General features: G+C 67.8%; 21 protein-coding genes and 1 riboswitch. Of the genes, 4 read left to right on the plus strand and 17 right to left on the minus strand.

Features of this window, described 5'->3' with window-relative positions:
- The first annotated feature begins 11 nt into the window (after positions 1–11).
- Genes NDN01_RS15995 through NDN01_RS16005 form a run of 3 tightly spaced genes read left to right on the plus strand, consistent with a single transcriptional unit; the run spans position 12 to position 3,395 of the window.
- A complete protein-coding gene (locus NDN01_RS15995; protein ID WP_272622754.1) occupies positions 12–1,004 on the plus strand; it encodes a threonine-phosphate decarboxylase in 993 nt (330 codons plus the stop codon).
- Complete coding sequence (cbiB, locus tag NDN01_RS16000; RefSeq protein ID WP_272622755.1) at positions 997–1,935, plus strand: adenosylcobinamide-phosphate synthase CbiB; 939 nt, start codon at positions 997–999, stop codon at positions 1,933–1,935. Before NDN01_RS15995 ends, cbiB begins: the two co-directional genes overlap by 8 nt.
- Complete coding sequence (locus tag NDN01_RS16005; protein WP_272622756.1) at positions 1,923–3,395, plus strand: cobyric acid synthase; 1,473 nt, start codon at positions 1,923–1,925, stop codon at positions 3,393–3,395. Before cbiB ends, NDN01_RS16005 begins: the two co-directional genes overlap by 13 nt.
- Here the strand turns inward: NDN01_RS16005 and cobS are convergent.
- The 8 genes from cobS to NDN01_RS16045 form a co-directional block, all read right to left on the minus strand.
- Positions 3,363–4,076 (minus strand): adenosylcobinamide-GDP ribazoletransferase, encoded by a 714-nt coding sequence (gene cobS / locus NDN01_RS16010; RefSeq protein ID WP_272622757.1) that lies wholly within the window; start codon positions 4,074–4,076, stop codon positions 3,363–3,365. The genes NDN01_RS16005 and cobS overlap by 33 nt on opposite strands.
- 13 nt (positions 4,077–4,089) lie before the next feature.
- Positions 4,090–4,632 (minus strand): histidine phosphatase family protein, encoded by a 543-nt coding sequence (locus tag NDN01_RS16015; protein ID WP_272628252.1) that lies wholly within the window; start codon positions 4,630–4,632, stop codon positions 4,090–4,092.
- Between the two features lie 23 nt (positions 4,633–4,655).
- On the minus strand, positions 4,656–5,669 hold the full coding sequence (cobT, locus tag NDN01_RS16020) for a nicotinate-nucleotide--dimethylbenzimidazole phosphoribosyltransferase (protein ID WP_272622758.1): 1,014 nt from the start codon (positions 5,667–5,669) through the stop codon (positions 4,656–4,658).
- A complete protein-coding gene (locus NDN01_RS16025) occupies positions 5,666–6,073 on the minus strand; it encodes a DUF1636 domain-containing protein (protein ID WP_272622759.1) in 408 nt (135 codons plus the stop codon). The genes cobT and NDN01_RS16025 overlap by 4 nt, the downstream gene beginning before the upstream one ends.
- A gap of 16 nt (positions 6,074–6,089) precedes the next feature.
- A complete protein-coding gene (locus tag NDN01_RS16030; protein ID WP_272622760.1) occupies positions 6,090–6,638 on the minus strand; it encodes a hypothetical protein in 549 nt (182 codons plus the stop codon).
- Positions 6,639–6,663: 25 nt separating this feature from the next.
- The gene (locus NDN01_RS16035; RefSeq protein WP_443025129.1) at positions 6,664–8,622 is read right to left on the minus strand and encodes a TonB-dependent receptor plug domain-containing protein; all 1,959 of its coding nucleotides are present in this window, start codon (positions 8,620–8,622) and stop codon (positions 6,664–6,666) included.
- Positions 8,623–8,735: 113 nt separating this feature from the next.
- A riboswitch (cobalamin riboswitch) is annotated at positions 8,736–8,927 on the minus strand.
- A gap of 21 nt (positions 8,928–8,948) precedes the next feature.
- Positions 8,949–9,722 (minus strand): ABC transporter ATP-binding protein, encoded by a 774-nt coding sequence (locus NDN01_RS16040; protein ID WP_272622762.1) that lies wholly within the window; start codon positions 9,720–9,722, stop codon positions 8,949–8,951.
- Positions 9,716–10,714, minus strand: coding sequence for a FecCD family ABC transporter permease (locus tag NDN01_RS16045; protein ID WP_272628254.1), 999 nt, complete (start codon positions 10,712–10,714; stop codon positions 9,716–9,718). The genes NDN01_RS16040 and NDN01_RS16045 overlap by 7 nt, the downstream gene beginning before the upstream one ends.
- Positions 10,715–10,859: 145 nt before the next feature.
- On the opposite strand from NDN01_RS16045, the gene NDN01_RS16050 reads away from it, so the two are divergent.
- Positions 10,860–11,732 carry an ABC transporter substrate-binding protein gene (locus NDN01_RS16050; protein WP_272622763.1) on the plus strand — a complete coding sequence of 291 codons (873 nt, stop codon included), beginning with the start codon at positions 10,860–10,862 and terminating at the stop codon, positions 11,730–11,732.
- A 21-nt stretch (positions 11,733–11,753) separates the two neighbouring features.
- On the opposite strand, the gene bluB is transcribed toward NDN01_RS16050, so the two are convergent.
- From bluB to NDN01_RS16095, 9 genes are read right to left on the minus strand one after another with little or no spacing between them, the layout of a single operon-like run.
- On the minus strand, positions 11,754–12,401 hold the full coding sequence (gene bluB, locus NDN01_RS16055) for a 5,6-dimethylbenzimidazole synthase (RefSeq protein WP_272628256.1): 648 nt from the start codon (positions 12,399–12,401) through the stop codon (positions 11,754–11,756).
- A complete protein-coding gene (gene cobO, locus NDN01_RS16060) occupies positions 12,398–13,006 on the minus strand; it encodes a cob(I)yrinic acid a,c-diamide adenosyltransferase (protein WP_272622764.1) in 609 nt (202 codons plus the stop codon). Before cobO ends, bluB begins: the two co-directional genes overlap by 4 nt.
- Complete coding sequence (cobN, locus tag NDN01_RS16065) at positions 13,003–16,737, minus strand: cobaltochelatase subunit CobN (protein WP_272622765.1); 3,735 nt, start codon at positions 16,735–16,737, stop codon at positions 13,003–13,005. Before cobN ends, cobO begins: the two co-directional genes overlap by 4 nt.
- The gene (gene cobW / locus NDN01_RS16070; RefSeq protein ID WP_272622766.1) at positions 16,737–17,783 is read right to left on the minus strand and encodes a cobalamin biosynthesis protein CobW; all 1,047 of its coding nucleotides are present in this window, start codon (positions 17,781–17,783) and stop codon (positions 16,737–16,739) included. The genes cobN and cobW overlap by 1 nt, the downstream gene beginning before the upstream one ends.
- A complete protein-coding gene (locus NDN01_RS16075; protein ID WP_272622767.1) occupies positions 17,780–18,760 on the minus strand; it encodes a DUF6925 family protein in 981 nt (326 codons plus the stop codon). Before NDN01_RS16075 ends, cobW begins: the two co-directional genes overlap by 4 nt.
- A gap of 12 nt (positions 18,761–18,772) precedes the next feature.
- On the minus strand, positions 18,773–19,540 hold the full coding sequence (locus NDN01_RS16080) for an ABC transporter ATP-binding protein (RefSeq protein WP_272622768.1): 768 nt from the start codon (positions 19,538–19,540) through the stop codon (positions 18,773–18,775).
- Positions 19,537–20,520 (minus strand): FecCD family ABC transporter permease, encoded by a 984-nt coding sequence (locus tag NDN01_RS16085; protein ID WP_272622769.1) that lies wholly within the window; start codon positions 20,518–20,520, stop codon positions 19,537–19,539. Before NDN01_RS16085 ends, NDN01_RS16080 begins: the two co-directional genes overlap by 4 nt.
- The gene (locus NDN01_RS16090; protein ID WP_272622770.1) at positions 20,517–21,425 is read right to left on the minus strand and encodes an ABC transporter substrate-binding protein; all 909 of its coding nucleotides are present in this window, start codon (positions 21,423–21,425) and stop codon (positions 20,517–20,519) included. The genes NDN01_RS16085 and NDN01_RS16090 overlap by 4 nt, the downstream gene beginning before the upstream one ends.
- Positions 21,425–23,365, minus strand: coding sequence for a TonB-dependent receptor plug domain-containing protein (locus NDN01_RS16095; protein WP_272622771.1), 1,941 nt, complete (start codon positions 23,363–23,365; stop codon positions 21,425–21,427). The genes NDN01_RS16090 and NDN01_RS16095 overlap by 1 nt, the downstream gene beginning before the upstream one ends.
- Positions 23,366–23,466 lie beyond the last annotated feature (101 nt).

Below are 23,466 nucleotides of genomic sequence, written 5' to 3' on the forward strand. Positions count from 1 at the left end.
AGGGACCCGGATTGAAAGCGTGGACAGAACATGGCGGACGGATCGACTCGGCAAGGGCGGCGTATCGCGACGCGCCCGCGCCCTGGGTCGACCTCTCGACCGGCATCAACCCGCGCCCCTGGTCCGGAATTGACCTGGCGAGCATCGACCTCGCCGCCCTGCCCTCTCCATCCGATCTCGGCGACCTCGAACAGGCCGCGGCAGCGATGTTCGATTGCCGGACGGGCGAGATAGCGGCGCTGCCCGGCACCGAAGTGGGGCTGCGCGTCGTGGGCGATCTGGACCTGCCACGACCCTATCGGCACCTCACCCCGAGCTATCGCACTCACGCCGAGATGCTTCCCGGATCAGCGCCCATCACGATCGACATGCTCGATGCCGAGGCTGCGCGCGGTGGCACCATCATCCTCGCCAACCCGAACAATCCAGACGGGCGCGTCATCGCCTCGGCGACGCTTCTGGCGATCGCCCGCGCGCTTCGGGAACGCGGCGGGTGGCTGATCGTCGACGAAGCCTTTGCCGACGCGGTGCCGGAAGCAAATCTGCTCCCGATGCTCGCTCCGGACGATCCGGTCATCATCTTCAGGTCGTTCGGCAAGTTCTTCGGCCTGGCCGGGCTGCGGCTCGGCTTCGTCGCTGGCCCCGGGATGCAACTCGCCGCCATCAGGCGACGGCTGGGAAGCTGGCCGGTATCGGCGCCCGCACTTGCGGTCGGCACGGCGGCGTATCGGGACAAGGACTGGATCGCGGCGACCCGTGCAGCCCTTACCCTGGAGGCGTTTCATCTCGACCGGATGCTGGCGAGGCACGGGTTGACGGCATCGGGCGATTGCCCCCTGTTTCGGCTCGTCGAGACTGACAATGCCGCAGCGATGTTCGACCGGCTCGCCCGCGCCGGCATCCTGACACGCCCGTTCGATCATGCGCCCCGCTGGCTTCGCTTCGGCCTGCCCGCCGACGCCACCGTGCTGGAGCGGCTCGATCGGGCGCTCGGCGATGGCTGAGCCGGTAGCCCTTGCGGCGCTTCTCCTCGACGCCGGCATTGGCTGGCCGGGCACGCTGTACCGGCGGATCGGACATCCGGTCGGCGGCTTCGCGCAAATCATCGGCTGGTGCGAACGGCACTGGAACGCCCCTTCGGCATCCCCGGTACGCCGGCGCCTCCTCGGGCTGGCGACGCTGTTGATCGTCGCCGGCACCGCTTTCGGCATCGCCCTGGCGGCCACGGCGCTGGTGCGGTTCTTGATGGGCGATCTCGCCTGGATCGGTCTGGCCGCCCTTGCCTTTCCCGGGCTCGCCCAGCGCAGCCTGCACGATCATGTGGCGCCGGTGGCGACCGCGCTCGCGACGCGCGACCTGCCGCGTGCCCGCGCCGCGGTCGCCATGATCGTCGGCCGGGATGTCGAGACGCTCGATGGCGCGGGCATCGCCCGGGCAGCGATCGAAAGCCTCGCCGAGAGCTTTTGCGATGGTATCGTCGCACCGCTCTTCTGGCTGCTGGTGCTCGGCGTACCTGGGCTATGGGCGTATAAGGCGATCAACACCGCCGACAGCCTGATCGGGCATCGCGAGGAGCGCTGGCGCGCCTTTGGCTGGGCTTCGGCCCGGACCGACGATGTGGCCAATCTGGTTCCGGCGCGGCTTGCCGGCCTGCTGCTGTGCCTTGCCGGGGGTGGTGGCCTGACGACAATGTTTCGCGACGCCCGCAAGCACGCATCGCCCAACGCCGGCTGGCCCGAGGCTGCCATGGCCGGCGCGCTTGACCTTCGCTTGGCCGGCCCGGTCGCCTATGATGGCGTGATGCTCGACAAGGACTGGATCGGCTCGGGCCGCAGCGAGGCGACCGCGAACGACCTTCAGCGCGCGCTCACCACCTACCGTATTGCATGTCTCCTGCTGTGGCTGGTCGCCGGGGGCGTCGCATGGGTGCTGTGATGCTGCAGGGCACCGGCTCCGATGTCGGCAAGTCAGTGCTGGTCGCCGGCCTCTGCCGGGCCCTTGCCAATCGCGGTCTCGCCGTGCGCCCGTTCAAGTCGCAGAACATGTCGAACAATGCCGCCGTCACCGCGGACGGCGGCGAGATCGGGCGGGCCCAGGCGACCCAGGCTTTTGCCTGCCGGGCAGAGCCGACCGTCGATATGAATCCCGTATTGCTCAAGCCGCAGGGCGACCGGACCTCGCAGCTCGTCGTGCGGGGCCGAGTCCGCGGCATTTTGCGCGCGGCACAGTGGCGGGAAGGTCGCGAGGGGCTGCTGATCGAGGCGCTGGAGAGCTATCGGCGGTTACGCGGTGAGGCGGATATCGTCGTCGTCGAAGGCGCGGGATCACCGGCCGAGATCAACCTGCGCGACGGCGATATCGCCAATATGGGCTTCGCGCGAGCCGCCAGGGTACCGGTGATCCTGATCGGCGACATCGACCGGGGCGGCGTGATCGCATCACTGGTCGGCACGCGTGCGGTGATCGATCCGGCTGACGCAGCGATGATCCATGGCTTCATCGTCAACAAGTTCCGCGGCGACCCCCGCCTGTTCGACGACGGCTATCGCGCGATCGGGGAGCGTGCCGGCTGGCGCGGCTATGGGGTCGTGCCATGGCTCGCCGAAGCGGTCCGCTTGCCGAGCGAGGATGCCGTCATTCTCGAACGCCGCGGCACGAACGCCGAAGGTCGAACCATGATCGCCTGCCCGATCACACCGCGAATCTCCAATTTCGACGATCTCGATCCGCTGCGGCTGGAACCGGATGTCGATCTCGTCATGGTGCCGCCCGGCACGCCGATCCCCGCCGAGGCATCGCTGATCGTCCTGGCCGGTTCGAAGGCAACAATCCCCGATCTGGCTTTCCTCCGCGCCGAAGGCTGGGACATCGATATCCTGGCGCACCACCGACGCGGCCGCCCCGTACTGGGCTTGTGCGGCGGCTATCAGATGCTGGGCCGGAGTGTTGGCGATCCCGCCGGGATCGAGGGACCAGCCGGAACCGTCCCCGGTCTCGGCCTGCTCGACGTCACGACCACCCTGTCGCCACAAAAGAGGCTCGAACGAGTCACCGGCACCGCGCTGGGCGCGCGGTTCGACGGCTATGAGATGCATATGGGCGAAACCATGGGACCGGATGCGGAACGGCCGGTCGGGCAGTTCGATGATGGCCGCCCCGATGGCGCCACCTCGCCCGACGGCCTGGTGTCGGGCAGCTACGTTCATGGCCTGCTCGCCGATGCTCGCCAGCGACGTGCGTGGCTGGCACGGATCGGGGTCCACGGATCGGGGCCGGACCATCGCGCTTCGATCGATGCCGCGCTCGACGCGATCGCCGCGACGCTGGAGAAGCATCTCGATATCGACGCGATCATCGCGCTGTCAAAAACGGCCGGCGATCACCAGGACACTTAGGAGAGCGGTTTCCACCAGTTCGATGCCGGCGCCATGGCAGTCGCCGGTCACGCCACCGATCCGGCGCTTCAGCCACAAGCCCCAGCCAAGGATCAGCAGCGGCGTCGCTGCAAGGGCAGGCGCGAAGACAACGACACCGCATAGAAGCAGGGCCCAACCAATCAGATCCCTCGTCCGTACCGCCCCGGCGACGACAGCCCCCAGCCCGGCCTTGAGCGGCGGCAGCCAGCGCGCCCAGGCAAGCGGCCCGATCCGCGCCGCGAACGGGATCAAGGCCACCGCCCCCCAGCCATATCCGGTTATGCCGTGGAGCAGGACGAGCTTGGCCAGCAATTGCAGGACGATCGCAACAACGCCGAAGCTGCCGATATGGGGATCTGCCATGACCGCGAGCAGCCGCTCGCGATCCCGGTGCGCGGCACCACAAGCGTCAGCGAGATCGGCAAGGCCATCGAGATGGAGCGCGCCCGTGACCGCGACCCACACCAGCAGGGCGGCAAGGGCGCCCAACCAGGGATCGATCATCCCCCCTGCCCAACCAGCCAGCGCGACAAGGCCACCAACCACCAACCCGACCAGCGGATAGCAGCGGATCGCCGCCGCGAAGTCGTCGCCGTCCGTCGCTATCTGGGGCATGGGCAGCCGGGTCAGGAAGCCGAACGCGACGATCAGGCGCTTCATGTCTCCCGGTACTTCACGTCCAGAGGCCAACGATCTGGGCCGATGGCGCCGGTCCCGGCCAGACGCGCAGCGACAGGACCGCCGCATAGGGCAGGTCGAATGCCCAGAGTTGCGGCAGGCCGAATCCGCACAGGATCGCAAGCGCGGCGCGGATCGCGCCGCCATGAGTCACGACCAGGGTCGATCCGCCGGGCAAATCGGCAATGGCCGAGGTCACTCGGGCCTGGAGTTCCGACCATCGCTCTCCCCCCGGCGGCGGATAGCTATCCGGGTCGTCCCAGAAGCGCCCGAGCGCTGCTGCATCGATGTTCGACGCCGCCATGCCGTCCCACGTGCCGAAATCCAGCTCGCGCCAGCGTGGATCACCGATCACCGCCGAGCCGTCACCGGCAATCGCGTCGGCACAGGCGGCGGCCCTTCTCAAGTCCGACGACAGGACATGATCCACCATCAGGCCGGTCGCCTGCTCGACACAGGCAGCGATGCCCGTCGGGGTGGCGGGGCTGTCGGTACGGCCCAGCATCCGCCCGGTCAGCTCTGGTTCGCCATGGCGCATCAGGTGGAGGAGAAAGGGCTCGCTCACGCCCCGGACACACCGGCCTCGGCAAAGGTCGCCATCCGGTCATGCGCGGCAAGCGCCGCCCGGATCACCCCGGTCGCGACCGCCGCGCCGCTCGCCTCGCCAAGCCGCATGCCGAGGACCAGCAACGGATCAAGACCGAGCCGATCGAGCAACCGCCCATGTCCCGGCTCCGCCGATCGATGCCCCGCGATGCAATGCGCGACGATCCCGGGATATGCGGCGGCAAGCGGAGCGACACCAGAGCAGCAGATGAATCCGTCAAGCACGACCGGCACCCTTGCGTGCCGGGCCGCGATAACGGCACCGGCGATCGCAACGATCTCGCGCCCGCCGACGCGTCGCAGCGTCTCGAACGGCGTGACCGGCGCACTGGCGTGACAAGCGAGCCCCCCCGCGACGACCGCAATCTTGCGCCCGATCCCCGCAGCATCAACGCCGGTGCCGGGCCCGACCCAATCGATCGGGTCGCCGCCGAAGCTTCGGGCGCTGAGCGCCGCGGCGGCGGTCGAGTTGCCGATCCCCATTTCGCCAAGCACCAGCATGTCGAGGCCACCGGTGACGACCGCAGCGCCGGCGTTCAGCGCCGCGAGGCAGTCAGACTCGGACATGGCCGACCCGACCGTGAAATCATCGGTCGGCCGGTCGAGATCGAGCGGCACCACGACCAGATCGAGCCCCGCGGCACCGGACAAGGCGTTGATCGCCGCGCCGCCAGCCTCGAAATTATGAACCATTTGGGCGGTCACCGCCGCCGGAAAGGCGCTGACGCCATGCACGACGACGCCGTGATTGCCGGCGAAGACCGCCGCGCGGGCCTGTTCGATCCGTGGCCGCTCGCACCCCTGCCAGCTGGCCAGGAAGATGGCGATGTCCTCGAGCCGGCCGAGCGATCCGGGAGGCTTGGTGAGCTGCCCCTGACGTGCCGCTGCCGCGGCGCGCGCCGATTCATCCGGTCCCGGCAGCGTCGCCAGCGCCTCCTCGAAGGCGGGAACGGAATCGAACATCGTCATTCAACCAGGGCTCCGGCGGGCGGCGTGCGCGTGATGAAATGGCCCTTCACGCCCTGGGGCCATTCCCGGAACGGCACCTGCCCGAATTCGCTCCGCGCATAGAGCGCCGCATAATCCAGAATGGCACGCGCCGCTTCCTCTCCCGGCTCGAACCGGCCCAGCACATAGCCGACCTTGCCCGGCGCCCGAAGATGGACGGTACAGAAGTCGCTGCAGGCGAACAGGCACGGCATTTCCTGGACGGCGACGCCGGCATAGGCCGGATCGCTGGCCTTCATCGCCCGGAGCGCCGTCACGAGGCGCTCCCCGCCGCGCCGACCCTCATCATCGGTGCGGGATTCGACCGAGTGGCGGCAGGTATTGCAGGCGACCACCGCTGGTCCGTCATCGGCGGGCTTCAGCATGTCGTGAGAACCCCCGTCATGCGGCGGCCCTCTGGACAGAGGGTGCGGCGGGGACGCCAAGCGCAACCAGCGCCCGATAAAGGATGAGCAATCCAATCAGGATAGCGCCGTTGCGCAAAAACTGGTTCACCATGATCGACGGAGACAATGCGGTCACCGCGCCGCCAAGCCCGAGCGACCACAGGAAAACAATCGCCTTGAACGCGACGAAGCCGGCGACATAGGCGAAAGCGAGCCGGACAGGGACAGCCGACGAAAGCCGGCCAGCGATGCTGTCCGCCACAAGCGCCGACGCAACCGCGGCGGTGCCGAGCGCGACAGCCCAGCCAAGGGTGGTCGCATCATGCGGATAATGGAGCATGCCGAACCCGACCACCTGGCTCACGGCCCAGGCAGCGAGCATCAGCAGCACGCCGTCGCGACGATGCATATGGACCGCCGCCAGCGCCGCGAGTGCCGGGAACGGCGTGGCGCAGGCAAGCACCAAGGTCGTGACGGTGCTCGCCGCGGTCAGCAGCAGGATCCACAAGGCCGATGCCCCGCGTGCCGGCATCTCGTTCGTCATGCCCATGTTCCTCCCCTTGCCGCCATCAGAACCGCCCCCTGAAGCCCGCATAGACGCTGCGGCCCAGCGTGTTGTAGCGATAGGCCGTCATATAGTGCTCGTCGAACAGGTTCTCGACCCGCGCGAACAGGCGGACCTCCTTCGAGATGGGTAGCTCGGCGCGAAGGTCGACCAGCGTGTAGGGCGCAAGCCGTGTGGTATTGGCTGCGTTATCGAAGGTCTGGCCCGACCAGCGGACGGCGACCCCGGCCGATGGCCCCGACGGTAGCGAATAGCTGACCGAGGCATTGGCACTGTTGCGCGGACGGCGCGGCAACCATTTGCCCAGGGTCGCGCCGGGTGACCTGTCCTCCGCCACGGTCCAGCTGTAATTGCCGTCGACCGAGAGCCCGCCGAGCTTCACGGCGGCGGCTGCCTCGATCCCATGGGCCTCGGCCCGGGACACGTTCTGGTAGAAGCCCGCACGGCGGTTGGTCGTGCCGGGCGCGAAGCAGAGAGGGTTGGTCGCGGTCGCGCCGCAGCTCGAAAAGATGATCTGGTTGGTCGTTCGCCGCTCGAAATAAGTCGCCCCGATGGAAAGTGCCCCATCCAGCAGATGCTGCTCGGCGCCAGCTTCCCAGCCATGGGCCTGCTCCGGGCTCAGCGCCTGGTTCCCATATTCGGAGAAGAGCTGGTACAAAGTCGGCGCCTTGAAGCCCTCGCCATAGCTTGCGCGCAGCACGGTGCCGGTCGGCAAGGCCCAGGCGGCACCGCCAGCGAACAAGGTCCTTGCGCCGTAGCGGCTGTGATCGTCGTGACGGATACCGCCGTTGACCGTCAGGCCCGGCAGGATCTGCCCGCTAAGCTGGCCGTAGATGCCGGTGATCTCGGCAGTGCCGCGAGCCGGCGGCGGAACCGGCGTGGTCAGCGCGGCCGGCGGCGAGACGCTGCGGAAGCGCGATCGTTCATTCTCGATTCCGAACACCGCATCCCAGCCTTTGGCGATGGCGAGGCTGCCCTGATACTCGATCCGCTGGTTGCGACCCGCCGCATCGAAGGTCTGCGTCCGCGCCCGTCTCGGATCGTAATTGTCGCGGTTGGTGTCGGTATAGCCATAGCCGATACGGTTGCGTAGCCGCCCGTCGAACAGATCGACATTCAGGCCGGCATAGCCGACGAATTCCCGGTTCAGCCCATATTCCGGCGTGTCGCCGCTGGTCGAATCGAGATCGGTCCTGCCCGACGAATAATAGCCGCGAACGTCGGCGCTGATGCCGTGGGCGAGGTCGAGCACGGCGCGACCGGTGACGCTGCGGTTGGTATAGCCGTCGCGCTCAACGCCGCCAAACGCCGGCGCGATCACCGAGATGCCGTCGGTGCTGAAGGCCTGGCCGCCCACGCGCCAGGCAAGCGGCCCCGTCTTGCCACCGATGCCCGCCCGCGCGCTGACCGTCTTGCGCGATCCGGCCTCCACGTCGAAGCTGCCCTCAAGCGGCTTCTCCGGCAGCGGCGTCACGATGTTGACCACGCCGCCGATCGCCTGGCTGCCCCACAGGATCGACTGCGGCCCGCGCAGGATCTCGATTCGGCTTGCATCGCCGACCAGCAGGTTCGCGAAATTATAGCCGCCACCCGCCGACGACGGATCGTTGAGCTTCACGCCGTCGATGACCACGACGGTCTGGTCGGTCTCGGCGCCGCGAATGCGGAGCTGGGTCGCGGTTCCGTAGCCACCATTGCGCGAGAAGCTCACCCCCGGCGTGCGCAGCAGCAGGTCCGACACGGCGATGTCCTGAGACCGGTCGATCGTCGCCTTGTCGAGCACGGTGACTGACGAGGCGACCTGGTCGATCGGGGTCGGCGTGCGGGTGGCGGTGACGATGACCTCACTGGCCTTCGGATCGGCGGCGGCATCGGGTGACGGCGCTTCCTGGGCGAAGGCGGGTACGGCAACGAGAAGGCTGAGACAAAAACCGGTTTTGAACAAGATGGACTCCCAGGACATACGGGACCCGCATTCCCGGGGAACCGAGGACACGCGCCCTCGATCCCGCGAACGCGGGTCGGCTATGTCGTCACTCGGGATTTCCCCGTCCGTTCGGCGCACCCTGGCCGGACGAAAGACGACCGCGACGGGCAGGTCTCCTGGCTTGCGGGTCAATGCCGGTTCGGACCGCCTTCTCAGGACGGAATGTCCCAATGGCGTGTGGTCGATGGCTCGCCGCTCACAGTTGCAGGGGCAGCCGGGGTCTTGAACCCCGTTCCCGTTTTCATCCCCGTCTCCGGGGAACCTGTCGCGAGCGGAGCGATACGCCCGCCCCGGCCCGCAGGTCAATCGCTGCATTGCAGCGGAACGACGAGCGCGGTGTCACCCGCCGAGCCGAACCAGGCCTGGATACGATAGACCTGTTGCAACCGCGCTGGTGTCAGAACCCTGGCGGGCACATCGTCGGCAACGAGCCGCCCACGATCGAGCAGCAGGAGCCGGTCGCAATAGCGCATCGCCATGCCCAGATCGTGCAGCACGGCAAGGACCAGCGTACCACGCCGCGCTTCCGCGCGGAGCAGTTCCATGACCTCGAGCTGATGGGCCGGATCGAGCGATGCCAGCGGCTCGTCGACGACCAGCACCGGTGCCTCCACCGCCAGCGCGCGGGCAAGCAGCACGCGGGCGCGCTCGCCGCCGGACAGCTCGGTCGCGGTCCTGCCGGAAAGCTGCGCGACATCGGCCGTCGCCATGGCGCGATCCACCGAATCGCGATCGGCCGCTGACAGTGTCGAGAAGGGCGCGAGATGCGGCAGCCGGCCGAGCGCCACCAACCGCTCGACCGTCAGCGGCCAGTGAAGCGTCTGTCCCTGGGGGAGGTAGGCGATGCGGCGGGCGACATCGGCGCGCCGAATCGACGGGAGCGGAACATCGTCAAGCTCGATCGTCCCGGTCGACGGGATCAGGCCGAGAAGCGCCCTGACCAGGCTGGACTTTCCGGCGCCGTTGGGTCCGACGATACCGACCAGCGCGCCACCGGCGAGGCTGGTCGACACGTCGTCGACCACGACCTGTCCGCCAAGGCGTGCCGACAGAGTGCGTGCGGTGATCGTCACCATATCCGGCGCTCCCGCAGCAGATGCACGATGAACACCGGTACGCCGAGGAATGCCGTGACGACGCCGAGGCGCAATTCAGTGCTGGTCGGCAGCAGCCTGACCGCGACATCAGCCAGCGTCAGCAACGCAGCGCCTGCCAGTGCCGACGGCAGGAGGATCGCCGACGGGCTGCGATCAGTGAAAGGCCGGATGAGATGCGGCACGATGAGCCCGACAAAGCCGATCGCGCCGGACACGGCGACGGCGCCGCCAACGCCGATCGCGACCCCGATCAGCAGGCGCAACCTCGTCCGTTTCAGGTCGACGCCGAGTGCGGTCGCTCCATCTTCTCCCAAGGTCAGAGCGTCGAGCGCCCGCCCGTCCCAGGCAAGCAGGACCATCCCCGTCACGATGCAAGGGAGCGCGAGCCAGACATGGCGGAACGAACGATCCTCAAGCGAGCCGAGCAGCCAGGTCGCGATCTCCGTCGCGGCGAAGGGATTGGCGGAGAGATTGAGCGCGAGGCTGATCCCGGCCCCGGCCAGCGTCGCGACGGCGATGCCGGCGAGGATCAGCGTCAAAGGGCTTTCGGCGCGGCCGGCCAGCAGGAACAACAGGCCGAGCGCAGCAAGCGCGCCCAGGATCGCCAGAACCGGCAGCATCGCCGGATTCAATTCGGCCAGCCCGAAATACAGGGCGATGACCGCCCCGAGCGCTGCCCCGTTCGAGGCGCCGAGTACGGACGGCTCGGCAAGCGGGTTGCGCAGATATCCCTGCAGCGCGGCGCCAGCGAGCCCGAGCATTCCCCCGACGGCGAGGCCGAGCACCACACGCGGCAGCCGAAGCTGGAACAGGATGTCGCGGATCAGCGGATCGCCCCGGCCAAGCACCGCATCGGCCATCGCGCCCGCACCGATACGGGCCGGCCCGACCGACAGCGACGCTATTCCCGCCAGGATCGCCGCCAGCAGCAACACGGCCACGAGCGGGGTCCTCGCGCCGGCTACACGCATGAAGGCTGACCGCCGGAACGGGCGGCATCGGATGTCGTCACGGCAGACCTCGTCAAGATCGGTCCGGCCCGTCACGATTGTGTCCCGGGCGCGTTACGGGCATCCCTAGCCACGCCGATCTTCAATAGAAAGCGACAAGCGTCCCTTGCGTACCATTCGTGCCTTCCTCGCCCTCGTCGCGCTCGGGCTTCTCGCGGCCAGCCTGCCTGCAGCGCCCCCCGCCGCGGCGCCGAAGCGGATCGTGTCGCTCAACCTGTGCGCCGACCAATATCTGATCGCCCTCGCTGATCCGGGCCAGATCGCAGGCCTGTCGCAATTCGCCCGCGACCCGGCCCTGTCCTATTATGCCGACCGAGCCCGGTCCTTCCCCACCGCCTCGCGCAGCGCCGAGCGAATCCTGCTGCTCAAGCCCGACCTCGTGGTCGGCGCCCCGTTCCGGCAGCGCGAGGCGCTTGTCTCGCTCAAGGCGCGCGGCGTGCCGATGGTCGACCTGCCCAGGAAGGACGATCTCGCGGGCATCGAGGAAACGATCACCCTGATGGCGGAAAAGGTCGGCCATCCGGAACGGGGCCGGGCGCTGATCGCGTCGATCCGTGCGCGGATCGCCGGGATCGGGCCCGCCCCCGGCAAGGGCCGGGTCGCCGCCTATTACCAGCGGCAGGGCTTCCTCACCGGGACCGGAACCCTGGTCGATGACATGATGACCCGGCTCGGGCTGGTCAACCTGGCGCGCCGGCTCGACCTGCCGCCGCTGTCGCGGCTGTCGATCGAGCAGATGGCGATCGCCCATCCGGATTTCCTGGTCCTCGAAAGCGCGACGGCGCAGGTCACCGACCGGGGCACCGAGATGCTCCACCATCCCTTGCTCGAACGGACGATCGCACCGGCGCATCGCCTCTATATTCCGCAAGCGCTGACCGTCTGTGGCGGCCCGAGCTATCCGGCCGCGCTTGAACTACTGGCGGCTCGGCTGCGCAACGCCGACAGGACCGAGCGGTCGGGGATCGCGGCACACTGAGGTCGGGCGGCGACCGAGCCCCTATCGCTCGACGACATGCCCGCGCCAGTCGCCGCGATCCTGCCAGCCGCGTCGCTCCAGTTCGGGGACGGCGGAGGGCGCGTCTGGAAAGCCAAGGCAGAGGATGGCAACGAAGCTCCATCCGGCGGGCACGTCGAGCAGCGCCGCCACGGCATCCGGATCGACGATCGATACCCAGCCGAGGCCGACGCCACGAGCCCGCGCCGCCAGCCACAGGGTCTGGATCGCCATCACCGTCGAATAGAGCAATGCCTCGGGCATAGTGGCGATGCCGAGGCCATGCCCGGCATCGGGCGCTGATTCGGAAAAAACACCGAGGATCTCGGGCGCCTCGCGCAGGCCATGGAGCTTCAGCGCGAGATAGGCCGCGCGGCGCTCCTCCTCATAGCCGGCGGCAGTCCTTGCAACCTCGGCATCGGCATGATCGGCCAGCGAGGCGCGGAGCCCCGGCGACAGCACCCGGACGAACCGCCAGGGCTGGGAATTGCCGACCGAAGGCGAGAGCTGGGCAAGCGACAGCAGCGTGTCCATCATGCCCTCCGGCAGTGGATCGCGCCGGAAATGACGGACATCGCGCCGCCAGGCGAGCAGCGTGTCGAGCTGCCCGACAAAGGCGGGATCGAACCGGCCGGGAGGCGACGTCGTCAGAACTCGATGCCCGGTTGCGCCTTCACGCCCTGCTCCCGGAACGGGTGCTTCACGAGCGTCATCTCGGTCACCAGGTCGGCTGCCTCGACCAGGCGCTCGGGCGCGTTGCGGCCGGTGACGATGACATGAGTCATCTCCGGCTTCGCTGCGAGCACCGCGAGCACCTCGTCCAGCGGCAGATAATCGTAGCGCAGGACGATGTTGAGCTCGTCGGCCAGCACCATGCCGTAGGACGGATCCTCGATCATGCGCTTCACCTCGTCCCATGCCTTGCGGGCAGAGGCGATGTCCTGGGTGCGGTCCTGCGTGTCCCAGGTGAAGCCGTCGCCCATCGGCTTGAATTCGACCTGGTCGGGAAAGGCGTCGAACACGGTCTTCTCGCCCGTCGTCATGGCGCCCTTGACGAACTGGACCACGCCGACCTTCTTGCCATGCCCGATCGCGCGCACGACCATGCCGAGTGCCGCGGTGGTCTTGCCCTTGCCCTTGCCGGTATGGACGATCAGCAGGCCCTTCTCGATCGTCTTCGCGGCCACGATCTTGTCGTGCGCCGCCTGCTTCTTCTTCATCTTCTCGGCATGCCGCTCGTCAGTTCGCTCGATCATGATCGCTCCTGAAGCTCGGCGAGCAACACGCCCGCGCTGTTCGATTTCGGTTTCCATAGCCCACGTTCGAGCGCTTCGGCGAGCCGCCCCGCCGTCTCGCGCAATGCCGCCGGATTCGCCTCGGCCATGAACGCCCTGACTGCCTCGTCCTCGATGAAGGCGGCGTGGACCGCATCGAAATGATGGTTCTTGACCGCATCGGTGGTCGCGGCGAAGGCGAAGAGATAGTCGACGCTCGCGGCGATCTCGAACGCGCCCTTATAGCCGTGCCGCATCACGCCCGCGATCCATTTCGGGTTGGTGACGCGCGCGCGGACCACCCGGCCGATCTCGTCCTCGAGCGTACGGATCACCGGCCGCTCGGGGCGGCTATGGTCGTTGTGGTAGGACAAGGGTTTCCTGCCCGAGAGATGCTCGACCGCGGCGGCGATGCCGCCTTCGAACTGGTAATAGTCGTCGCTGTCGAGCAGGTCGTGCTCGCGATTGTCCTGATTCTGCACCACCGCATCAGCCTGGGCGAGGCGCGTGGAGAAAAGCGCGCGCTCGGCATCGCCCTCGACCCCCGCGCCATAAGCGTAGCTGCCCCAGGTCAGATAAACGTCGGCGAGATCGGCCCGGTCGTGCCAGAGCTTCTCGTCGATCATCGCCTGGAGCCCGGCGCCATAGGCACCCGGCTTCGAACCGAAGACGCGGGCACCGGCCCGGCGCGCCGCCGATGCGGGGTTCTCGCCCCGATCGACCAACGCCGCCGCCTCGGCACGCGCGCGGGCGGCGGCGGGATTGTCCCGCTCGTCCTCGTCGAGCGCCATCACCGCCCGCGCCGCCGAATCGAGCAGGTCGATCTGCTCCGGAAAGGCGTCGCGAAAGAAGCCCGAGACACGGAAGGTCACATCGACACGCGGGCGGCGCAGCTCCGCAAGCGTGATCATCTCGAACCCGACGACCCGGCCGGACGTCCATTCCCAGCGCGGCCTGACCCCCATCAGCGCGAGCGCCTGGGCGATGTCGTCGCCGCCGGTGCGCATATTGGCGGTGCCCCAAGCGGACAGCGCCATGGCTGCCGGATAGGTGCCCTCGCGCTGGAAATAGTCCTTCACCAGCAATTCAGCCGAGCGCTGCCCTAGATCCCAGGCGGTTGCCGTCGGGACCGATCGGGTATCGACCGAATAGAAATTGCGCCCGGTCGGCAGCACATCTGGCCGCCCGCGCGTCGGCGCGCCGGACGGCCCCGGCACGACGAAGCGCCCGTCCAGCCCCGCGAGCAGCGCCGTCTGTTCGGCAAGGCCGCAGGCATCGACGCGCCGGGAAAGATCGTCATGGATCGCGGCAAGCACCGCCGCGCTTTTCGGGCCTAGCATGCCGGCCCGATCGGGCGCCGACACCAGATCTGACGCCAGAAGCTCGAGCCGTTCGACGGTGTCGCCGATAGTCCGCCACGGATCGTCGGAAAGGGTGGCGAGCATTTGTGGCCTTGCCTGATCCCAGCGGTCGCCCATCCGGCAATCGAGCGGGTCGAAGACGAGGCCGAGATCGTCCGCCATCGCCCGCAGCAAGGATGCCTGTCCGGGTACGTCATAGCCGCGCGGCGTTCGGGCGAGCGCGACCAGCAGGTCGGTCCGCAGCCTGCCTTCGGGCGAGCGGGTGAAGATATGCAGCCCGTCGCGGATCTGCATTTCCTTGAGGTCGCAGAGATAATTGTCGAGGGCAGCGAGCGCATCGTCGGAATCACCGACCATGCCCGCATCAGCATCGAGCCCCTGCGAGCGTGCAAGATCGATAATCTCGCTGCGCAGCCGCTCGATCCGGCGCGGGTCCATGCCAGCCGCGAGATAATATTCGTCGACCAGTGCCTCAAGCTGGCGAAGCGGACCATAGCTTTCCGCGCGAGTCAGCGGCGGAGTGAGATGATCGACGATCACCGCGCCGATCCGCCGCTTGGCCTGTGTCCCCTCGCCTGGATCGTTGACGATGAACGGATAGAGTTGCGGGGTCGGCCCGGCGCAGATCTCCGGCCAGCATTCCCGCGACAGCGCGAGCGCTTTGCCCGGCAGCCATTCGAGATTACCATGCTTGCCGACATGGACGACGGCCTGCGCGCCGAAGCGGCGATCAAACCAGACATGGAAAGCGAGATAGGCGTGCGGCGGCACCAGCGCCGGATCGTGATAGGTCGCCTTGGGATCGATATTATAGCCCCGTGCCGGCTGCACGGCTACGGCGACATTGCCGAATTGGTGCACGGCGAGGCGGAAGGCGCCATCCCTGACGAACGGATCGGCGTCGGGCTGCCCCCAGCGTTCGAGCATCGCCCCGCGCGCGCCATCGGGCAGCCTGTCGAACGCGTCGCGATACTCGGCCAGCGACAGCGCCGGCGCGTCGCCGCGGCGATCCGGCGAGGCTATGTCGTTGGTCACGCCGGCCAGCATCACCGCCATCAGCGCTGCCCCATCCAGCGGGGCATTACCGACATCATAGCCGGCATCGTGGAGCGCGCCGAGGATCGCCGCAGCGCTTGCCGGCGTATCGAGACCGACGCCGTTGCCGATCCGACCATCGCGATTGGGATAGTTGGCGAGGACGAGCGCGACCCTGCGCTCGCCCGGCGCGGCGCGACGAAGCCGCGCCCAGTTGGCGGCAAGGCTGGCGACGAAGTCGACCCGATCGGGCAGGACACGCGGCACGACGATGCCGCATTCGGTCAGCGCGTCGAAACGTTCGGCCGCCTTGAAGGCGACGGCGCGGGTGAACAGCCGCCCGTCCACCTCAGGAAGCGCGACATTCATCGCGAGGTCGCGTGGCCCGAGGCCCCGTCCGCTCGCTGCCCAGTCCGCCTGCTCGACGCCGGCAAAGGCAAGCTGGAGGATCGGGCAATCGCCGCGTTCGAGGACACCACCGGTACGGTTGTCACCTAGGGTCGAGGAAGCGAAGGAGGTAGCGTTGAGGATGACATCCGGCTTTACGCCAGCGAGGACGCCGTCGAGCCATTCGATGACGAAGGGTTCGCGCAACGCCCGGACATGCGCGGCGACGACGTTCAGCCCCCTGGCAGCCAGCGCCGCGACGGTCGCGTCGACCGCGTCGAGCGTGCCCGCCGCGACCAGCGCGCGGTAGAAGATCAGCAGGGCGACCGGCCTGTCCTCCTGCCAGCCGGCCCGGACATCGGCGAGGCCAGGTCGCTCAACGCCGAGCAGATAGAGGCCGGCATCGGCGAGCGGCAGCGGATCGTCCGGTATCCCGGCGGCGCGACCGATCAGCCGGGCAGCGGTCTGCAGGAAACCAAGTGCATTGGCGACACCACCCTGGCGCAGATAGTCGCGCAGCCGTTCGAGTATCGCGACATCGAGCGTCGACGCGCTGTCCAACGCCGCATCCGCCTCGCGCCCGTCAGCGACCGCGGCGAAGGCGATGCCCCGCTCCCGCGCGACCCGGGCGATTTCGTCCACGCCATAGGGCCAGTAGCTCCGGCCGCCCAGCAGCACGACGCAGACGAACCGCGCCTGGGCGATCACCTTCTCGACATAGAGATCGACTGAATAAGGATGGAGAAGCTGGAGCAGGTTCACCAGCCTGACGCTGGGAGCCCCCTCCCCCAGCATCGCCGCCGCCCGCGCGAAGCAGGCGAGATCGCTGTCCGCCACGGTCAGGATCACGATGTCGCCCGGCGATTGATCGAGGTCGATCGCCTCGTCGCCGTTCGAAACCGTGCCCGGCGTGGCGGCAAGCAGATGCATCAGTTGGAACCGGCCCCCATGACGGTCCGGAGCCCCGCCGAGATCGATGCTTCGTCCAGACCCTTCTGGCCGATCACGACAAGCTGCGAACGGTGCGGTTCGCCATCGTTCCACGGCCGGTCGAAATAATGCTGGATGCGCGGACCGACCGCCTGGATGACGAGACGCGCCGGCTTGCCGTCGACAGCGATCATGCCTTTCACGCGCAGCACGTCATGCTCGACGATGAGACGCTCCAGCGCGGCAAGCAGCGGTTCGATGTCGCGGATTTCCGCCCCGGCGACCACGAAGCTGTCGAAATCGTCATGGTCGTGCTCGGGCTCGCCATCATGGACTGAAGGCCGCGAGTCGAGATCGTCCTCGGCAGCGGCGGTGATCCCGAGCAGGGCGCCGATATCGACCGCGCCATGATCCGCCCGAACGATCTTCACGCCCGAACGGGTGTCCTTGCGGATATCCTGCTCGACCCGGGCAAGCGTGTCGGTATCGACCAGGTCCGCCTTGTTGAGGACGACCATGTCGGCACAGGCAAGCTGATCCTCGAACAATTCTTCGAGCGGGCTGTCATGGTCGAGCGACGGATCGGCGGCACGCGCCGCCGCCAGCGCGGCTTCGTCGGTGGCGAAACGGCCGCCGGCGACCGCATCCGCGTCGATCAGCGTGATCACGCCGTCGATCGTCGCGCGGGTGCGGATATCGGGCCATTGGAACGCCTTGATCAGCGGCTTGGGCAGGGCGAGCCCCGATGTCTCGATGACGATATGCTCGGGCGGGTTCGGCCGGTCGAGCAGTGCCTGCATGGTCGGGAGGAAATCGTCAGCGACGGTGCAGCAGATACAGCCGTTCGCCAGCTCGACGATATCCTCCTCCGGGCACGCCGCATCGTTGCAGCCGCGCACGAGATCGCGATCGACGCCGATATCCCCGAATTCGTTGATGATCAGCGCGAGCCGCTTGCCGCCCGCATTCTGGAGAAGATGACGGATCAGCGTCGTCTTTCCTGCACCCAGGAAGCCGGTGACGACGGTCGTCGGTATCTTGCTCAAACTTCTTCTCCTTCTTCGATCTCAACTGGGGCGCGGTCATGCATCGCGCGCCAGGGTTTCACGCGCGCGTCACCAGCCGCCGCCAGACGGCGCAGCACGATCCGCGCCTTGGTCCGGCCCCGCCGGCTGTCAGGCCAGGATGTGGTCTCGGGCGAGCCACGGTCGACCGCCGCCGCTAGGTCAGTAGCGACCCGGACGTCCTCCGCCAGCCCAAAACGATCGAGCAGCGGCGCGAACGCCCGGTCGAGCGCCGGATCGAATGGATGGCGTTCGCCCGTCATGGTCCGCCAAGGCGATCGCGGATGCGCCGACAGCACCGATTGCCAGCCATCGGGAATCGGTACGTTCGCCGAATGGGTTCGATCCTTGGCGATCAGCTTGGGGAGAAGATGGGTATGCGGCCCCGCAGGCGACTTGCCGTCGGCGGGCGGGATAGGCTGGAACACCTCGATCCGCCCCGCCGGCGACAGCAGCACACGGTGCGGCTGCGCCCTCAGCACCGCGGGCATGATGCCGGGAACCGAGAGAAGCGCCTGGCCGACCGCAGCGCGCAAGGCATGGACCAGGTCCGGGTCACCGGTCCGCGCGCACATATGCACGCAGCCGGCACCCACGCCGAGGTCGAACAGGATCGATGCGCGGTCTTCGATCCGGATCGCCGAATCATCGGGTCCCAGCTCAACAACGACCGTGCCCGGAGTCCCGGGTCGTGGCAGGCAGAATGCCAGGGCATGCCCCCAGCTCTCGCCGTCGGCCGACAGGCTGTCCCAGGCGAGGCCGGTGAGGTCCGGGATCGCGACGACGCGGATCGCACCGCGCGCGGTGACGATCTCTACCCGGCCGGGCTCGCGCCGCATCCGCGCTTCCTCGTCGGCATCACGGACAAATTCGCCGATCGCCCCGAAACTGCCGATGCTCCAGCCATAATCGGGATCGGCCAGAAGATCGGCGACAAGCTCAAACGGGGCGTGCTCCATGCCGGCCTTTCGTCAGTCGAGGAATCGGATTGATGCGCCATCGTCGTCGCGACGGATGCTGACGCGGACGTCGTAAAGGCGGCCGAGCATATCCTCGGTCATCACGTCGGCGACCGGGCCCACGCCAAGCAACCTGCCGTCGCGAACCGCGACCACGTCATCCGCGAAACGCAGCGCCAGATCGAGGTCATGAATTGCCATGACAACGGTTCGCCCGACATCTGCCCGCGCGCGCAACCGCCGCGCCGCGTCGATCGCGTGGCGGGGGTCGAGGCCGGCGGTCGGCTCATCGACAATGAGCAATTCGGGATCTCCGACGATCGCGCGCGCAAGATTGACCCGGGCCAGTTCGCCGCCCGACAATCCCGTCGCCTGGCGGTCGCGCAGCGCCGACAGGTCGCATTCCTCGATCGCGCGATCGATTGCCGGAAGCAGCGCGTGCGGCAGGCCGCCGAACGCCGGGAGCTGCGGCATCAGGCCAAGCGCGACGACACGCTCGACGCTGATCGGCCAATCGACCGACGCACGCTGTGGCAGATAGGCGCGGCGCCGCGCCAGCCCCTGCCGCCCGATCGACGTCAGGTCAGCGTCGCCGAGCCGCAACACACCCGAGACAGGTACCAGCAGCCCGGCCGCGGTTTCGAGCAGGGTGCTCTTGCCGGCGCCGTTCGGGCCGATCACCGCGGTCAGGCGCGCCGCCGCGAAGGTGACATTAATATCGTCGAGCACGACGCGTTCGCCGCGCTTTACCGTGACGCCTTTCAGGAACAGTCCGCTCATGCCGTGCGCTTCCGGACGTGGAGAACGAGCCAGAGGAAGAAGGGCGAGCCGACCACGCTGATGAACACGCCGAGATTGATCGGCGGGCCAAAGCGGATCACCCGGGTCGCGATATCGGCCGTTACCACCAGAATCGCGCCGGCAATCGCGGCAGGAACGAGCGTGGCGCCGGGCCGGTGGCCGACCAGCGGGCGGATCACATGCGGCGCGACCAGCCCGACAAAGGCGATCGCCCCGGAAACCGCCGTCGCGCCGCCGACGCCCAGCGCCGTGCCGACCAGCGCGAGCATGCGGATACGCCCGACATCGACGCCAAGGCTTTCAGCCTGCACCTCGCCGAGCGCCAGCGCATCGAGCCCCCGCGCGGTGAACATCAGCAGGACGGCGCCGGCCAGGATGAACGGCGCTGCGATCTGGACATGGTCCCAGCTTCGATCGGCGAGCGACCCCATCAGCCAGGTCATGATCTCATAGGCGGCATAGGGATTGGGAGCGAGATTGAGCGCGAGGACGACGCCGGCAAAGGCAATGCCCGATATCGCCGATCCCGCCAGGATCAGCGAGAGCGTGCCGCCGCCGCGCGACAGCATCAGGGCAAGGCTCGTCGTGACCAGCGCGCCGACCAGCGCGAAGACCGGCGTGGCGAGGATATAGGTCGCCGAGAAGCCGAAATAGATCGCGATCACCGCACCGAACGCCGCGCCGCCCGATACCCCGAGCAGCCCCGGTTCGGCCAGCGGATTGCGCAGCAGCCCCTGGAGCACCGCCCCCGACAGGCCGAGGATCGCGCCGATGAGGATGGCGATGACGAGGCGCGGCAGGCGGATTTCGGTGACCAGCATCGCCGTGAGGTTTGAGTGGGGATCGCCGAGGCCCGCGATCACTGCCTGCGGGCTCAGCCAGATCGTGCCGGCGAACAGCGACGCCGCCGAGATGATGGCCAGCAGGGTGAGCAGGCCGGGAACGAGCCAGCGAGTCATTGAGCGCGACCAGCGAACGGCAAGGGCGCGCGCGCCGCGGCGGCCGCACGGCGCATCTGGTCACGCAGGGCGACCGCAGCATCGGCGATTTGCGGCGTGCCGCAGGCATAATAGGCCTGGGGCATGGTCAGCATCCGGTCCTTTCCCCAATAACGCCGGACGACACGATGCTGTTCGACAAGATCGCCAAGGCTCGGCTCATGCGCGTAGGGCGACCCTTGCACCAGCAGCGCCGGCGCTGTCTTCAGCAGCACTTCGGCATCGGGCTTGCCATAGGAGGTGGCCGGCGGCTCGTTCGCGATATTCCGGGCGCCGGCCGCTTCGAGGATCGCATCCTGCAGCGTGCCTTTGGCGGCGCTGAACCCAATGCGGTCCCACGAGGCGATACGAAGCTTCGGCGCAGGATCGCGCGCCAGTTCCGCAAGAGTGCGATCCATCCGCGCGATCATCGCCTCGCCCCGCGCCTTCTCGCCTACCGCCGCCGCGATCTGGCGCGTGAGCGCGCGGACATCGTCGAAACTGCTGGCGAAGCCGGCCTCGATCATCGGATAGTGAAGCCGCTTGAGCATCCCGCGGGTGGCCGGCGTCGTGAAGCTGCCGGCGATCACCAGATCCGGCCTTTGCTCGATCACGTCTTCCGCCAGCCCGTAGTTGACGCCGACCTTTTGCGCCTGCGCCGCCATCAGCGACGACCCGGGATCGCGCGCCAGCCAGGTCACCGACGCGATCCGCTCGGGCGGCAGCAGCGCAAGCACGAGCTGGTCGGTGCACAGGTTCATCGACATCACCCGCATCGGCCTTGCCGTGGGTGCCGGAATCGCCCGGTCCGCCGCGCCGCACCCGGTGAGGCACAGCGCGACGGCCAGCGATCCGGCCAGCAGCCGGGGCGCTGCCGCCCGTCTCATCAGAAGCGGACCTTCACCCCGCCATAGGCGGCGCGGCCCGGCGTGGCGAAGCTGAACACTTCCTCATAATCCTCATCGAACAGGTTCTCGACCCGGCCATAGACCGAGATCTTGTCGGTCACCTTGTACTCGGCATTGAGGTTCACCAGAACATATTCCTGAAGCGACACGGTCACCGGAATATAGCTTGGGTTGGTATAGGCGACGTCCGTCTGGCGACCATTGTAGCGAACCGTCAACGTGCCCGAGAAGCGCTTGTCGGCGCTGAACACGGTCGTGTTCAGGCTGGCGATATGGTTCGGCCGGCGCACCTCGACCGCGCCATTCTCCCGCGCGTGGAGATAGGTATAGGCCAGGTCGAACCGCAGCTGCGGGATCGGCGTGGCGGACGCGAACACCTCAACGCCGTGCTGGCGCGACAAGGTCGTCCGGTTGCCGGGCGTCGCGATGTACAGCGGGGCCGGATAGGTCGTGTAGATCTCGTCTTCGAGCTTGCTGTCGAAATAGGTGGCACCGATCGTCGCGTGATTCCCCGCGAAATCCTGCTCGATGCCGGCTTCCCAGCCCTTGGATTTTTCAGGCTTCAGGTTCGGGTTGCCGATATATTTGCCGTCGGAATAGCCATAGAGCTCATAATAGCCCGGGTTCTTGACGCCGGTGCCATAGGCGCCGCGGATTCGGGTCCCGGTATCGAACCGGTAGCTGCCCTGCGCCCGCCATGTCGTCACATCGGCGAAGCGCGTGTTCAGATCGCGACGGATCGAGGCCCCCAGCGACAGCCTGTTGTCGACGAGCAGGTCATATTCGCCGACCAGCCCGACATTGTCGGTGTGCCGCTTGCCCTGGAAGACGAACTTCGACGGCGTCGTGTTCTCGAATTCCTCACGCTCGACATCGACCGCGCCCGTTACGCGACTCTGGAAGGTGTCGGTGCCGAAGCGGAAGGTCGATTCGAACGAGCCCTTGTAGCGGCGCCCCTTGTCACCGTAGTCGAACCCGGCGCTGGTATAGCCCTTGCGGGTCGTGTCGGCGAACTGGCCGGACAGGGCATTGGTCCAGCGGCCGTCCGCCAGCGAAAGCTCGGCGCGGACCAGACCGTAAAAGGCGGTGTTGGTAAGCCGCACGCCCGGGCTGTCGACCGTATAGCCGAACAAAGGGCTGGCCGTGCTGCTCTCGCTGTTGTTCGACAGAGCATCGGTGTAGCTGTAGCGGCCCACCCCGGTCAGCTTGAAGATCGACGAGGGCGACCAGGTGAGCTTGGCGCTGGCGCCAATGCTGGTCGAACCGATGTCGCGCGTCCCGTTGCGCGCGGTCGGCGTGCCGTCGGTACGATAGAGCGAGCTCGACACCGCATAGTCGAGATCGCCGGTGACGCCGGCGATGCGCGCACCGCCCGATGCCGTCCCGAACGAGCCGCCTTCGGCGCGGAGCTTGATGCCGGGCGCCTCGGCACCGGTCAGGGTGATGTACTGGATCACGCCGCCGATCGCATCGGAGCCGTAGAGCGACGATTGCTGGCCCCGCAGCACCTCGATCTTGGCATCCTCGTCGGCGATCAGCGTGCCGAAATCATATTCGCCATAATAGGGATCGGAAGCCTTGATGCCGTCGATCAGCACCAGCACGTGATTACCCTCGGTGCCGCGAATGCGAATCTGGGTCACGCCGCCGATCGCGCCCGTGCGGTTGACCGCGATTCCGGGGACGTCGCGCAGCACGTCCGACACGATCCGCGTCTGGCGCTCCTGCAGCGCGGCATCGTTGATGATGGTAACCGAGGCGCCGAGATTCTTGACGGCGACGCCGTCGCCCGAGCGCGATGCGGTGACGACGATATCGTCGCCCTTGTCGTCGGTGGTCGGCTGGGTCGGATTGCTTTGCGCGAGCGCTGGCATCGCGGCGATCAGCGCAACGGTGGAAACGAAAATTCTGGTCAACATGGCAGTACCCCCTGGCGTCGAGCGACGGCACGGCGGGGCAAGCCGACCTTTCACGGACGACCGGCGCGGGACGACGGGCGGACGCCAATCAGCGCCCATGC

This window comes from Sphingomonas sp. QA11, from assembly GCF_028473665.1.
GTDB lineage: Bacteria > Pseudomonadota > Alphaproteobacteria > Sphingomonadales > Sphingomonadaceae > Sphingomonas > Sphingomonas phytovorans.

What these genes read in the sequence shown, in the direction of transcription:
- NDN01_RS16015 (WP_272628252.1), bottom strand. Translation starts at nt 4,632, where the DNA reads ATGCGCCATGGCGAACCAGAGCTGACCGGGCGGATGCTGGGCCGTACC.
- NDN01_RS16075 (WP_272622767.1), bottom strand. Translation starts at nt 18,760, where the DNA reads ATGGAGCACGCCCCGTTTGAGCTTGTCGCCGATCTTCTGGCCGATCCC.
- cobN (WP_272622765.1), bottom strand. Translation starts at nt 16,737, where the DNA reads ATGCATCTGCTTGCCGCCACGCCGGGCACGGTTTCGAACGGCGACGAG.
- cbiB (WP_272622755.1), top strand. Translation starts at nt 997, where the DNA reads ATGGCTGAGCCGGTAGCCCTTGCGGCGCTTCTCCTCGACGCCGGCATT.
- NDN01_RS16085 (WP_272622769.1), bottom strand. Translation starts at nt 20,520, where the DNA reads ATGACTCGCTGGCTCGTTCCCGGCCTGCTCACCCTGCTGGCCATCATC.
- NDN01_RS16080 (WP_272622768.1), bottom strand. Translation starts at nt 19,540, where the DNA reads ATGAGCGGACTGTTCCTGAAAGGCGTCACGGTAAAGCGCGGCGAACGC.
- NDN01_RS16025 (WP_272622759.1), bottom strand. Translation starts at nt 6,073, where the DNA reads ATGCTGAAGCCCGCCGATGACGGACCAGCGGTGGTCGCCTGCAATACC.
- NDN01_RS16095 (WP_272622771.1), bottom strand. Translation starts at nt 23,365, where the DNA reads ATGTTGACCAGAATTTTCGTTTCCACCGTTGCGCTGATCGCCGCGATG.
- NDN01_RS16090 (WP_272622770.1), bottom strand. Translation starts at nt 21,425, where the DNA reads ATGAGACGGGCGGCAGCGCCCCGGCTGCTGGCCGGATCGCTGGCCGTC.
- cobO (WP_272622764.1), bottom strand. Translation starts at nt 13,006, where the DNA reads ATGATCGAGCGAACTGACGAGCGGCATGCCGAGAAGATGAAGAAGAAG.
- NDN01_RS16045 (WP_272628254.1), bottom strand. Translation starts at nt 10,714, where the DNA reads ATGCGTGTAGCCGGCGCGAGGACCCCGCTCGTGGCCGTGTTGCTGCTG.
- cobT (WP_272622758.1), bottom strand. Translation starts at nt 5,669, where the DNA reads ATGACGATGTTCGATTCCGTTCCCGCCTTCGAGGAGGCGCTGGCGACG.
- cobS (WP_272622757.1), bottom strand. Translation starts at nt 4,076, where the DNA reads ATGAAGCGCCTGATCGTCGCGTTCGGCTTCCTGACCCGGCTGCCCATG.
- NDN01_RS16035 (WP_443025129.1), bottom strand. Translation starts at nt 8,622, where the DNA reads ATGTCCTGGGAGTCCATCTTGTTCAAAACCGGTTTTTGTCTCAGCCTT.
- NDN01_RS16040 (WP_272622762.1), bottom strand. Translation starts at nt 9,722, where the DNA reads ATGGTGACGATCACCGCACGCACTCTGTCGGCACGCCTTGGCGGACAG.
- NDN01_RS16005 (WP_272622756.1), top strand. Translation starts at nt 1,923, where the DNA reads ATGGGTGCTGTGATGCTGCAGGGCACCGGCTCCGATGTCGGCAAGTCA.
- NDN01_RS16030 (WP_272622760.1), bottom strand. Translation starts at nt 6,638, where the DNA reads ATGACGAACGAGATGCCGGCACGCGGGGCATCGGCCTTGTGGATCCTG.